The organism is Plantactinospora endophytica, assembly GCF_016862915.1.
Lineage (GTDB): Bacteria > Actinomycetota > Actinomycetes > Mycobacteriales > Micromonosporaceae > Plantactinospora > Plantactinospora endophytica.
The window spans coordinates 1-1,007 of sequence record NZ_BONW01000080.1 but is presented as its reverse complement, the minus strand read 5'-3'; the positions used below and the strand labels follow the sequence as shown (position 1 = coordinate 1,007).

At 66.3% G+C, this 1,007-nt stretch carries 1 protein-coding gene; it reads right to left on the bottom strand.

Going from position 1 to position 1,007, the window contains the following annotated elements:
- Nucleotide 1: 1 nt before the first annotated feature.
- Complete coding sequence (locus Pen02_RS41405; RefSeq protein ID WP_239142049.1) at nt 2-721, bottom strand: SigB/SigF/SigG family RNA polymerase sigma factor; 720 nt, start codon at nt 719-721, stop codon at nt 2-4.
- Between the last annotated feature and the right edge of the window lie 286 nt (nt 722-1,007).

Genomic DNA, 1,007 nt, shown 5'->3' with positions numbered 1-1,007 from the left:
TTCAGTAGGTGTCGGCTAGTTGGCCGCGGAGTTTGGTGAGGGCGCGGGTGAGGAGGCGGCTGATGTGCATTTGGGAGACGCCGATGTGTTCGGCGATTTGGGATTGGGTGAGGTTGCCGTAGAAGCGGAGGGTGAGGATTTTTTGTTCGCGTTCGTCGAGGGTGGCGAGGGCGGGGCCGAGGGCGACGCGGAGTTCGGCGAGTTCGTATTGGTTGTCGTCGGTGCCGAGGAGGTCGCCGAGTTCGGTGGTGCGTTCGCCGTCGCCGGTGGGGGTGGACAGGGAGACGGCGTTGTAGGCGCGGGCGCCTTCGAGTCCTTCGAGGATTTCTTCTTCGGTGAGGTGGAGGTGGGTGGCGATGTCGGTGATGGTGGGGGAGCGGCCGAGGGTTTGGAGGAGGGTGCTGTTGGCTTCGCTGATGGCGAGGCGGAGTTCTTGGAGGCGGCGGGGGACGCGGATGTCCCAGGTGCGGTCGCGGAAGTGTCGTTTGAGTTCGCCGATGATGGTGGGGATGGCGTAGCCGGCGAAGTCGACGCCGCGGGTGGGGTCGTATTTGTCGATGGCTTTGATGAGGCCGACGGCGGCGGTTTGGATGAGGTCGTCGGTGGGTTCGCCGCGTCCGCTGTAGCGGTGGGCGAGGTGGTTGGCCAGGGGGAGCCAGGCTTCGATGGCTTTGTCGCGGAGGGCGGGTCGGGAGGGGTGGTGGGCGGGTAGGGCGGTCATGGCGTGCAGGAGGTCGGTGGCGGTGTCGGTGAGGGTGGGGTCGTCGGTGCGGTTGCCGCCGGCCCGGGTGGCGGTCTGGGTGGCGGTCTTGGTGGTGGTCTGTGTGGTGGTGGTGCGGGTGGTGGTGGTGCTCGTCATGGTGGTTCTCCCTGCGCTGGTGGTCGTGGCCGGGACGGAGGGTGTCGGTGGTGGTGGGTGGGTGCCGGAGGATGGTTGGCTGTTCAGGCATCACGATAGCCCGTTGGTATTGCTGCTGGCTAGCCGAACGGCTGATGTATAAAAGGGG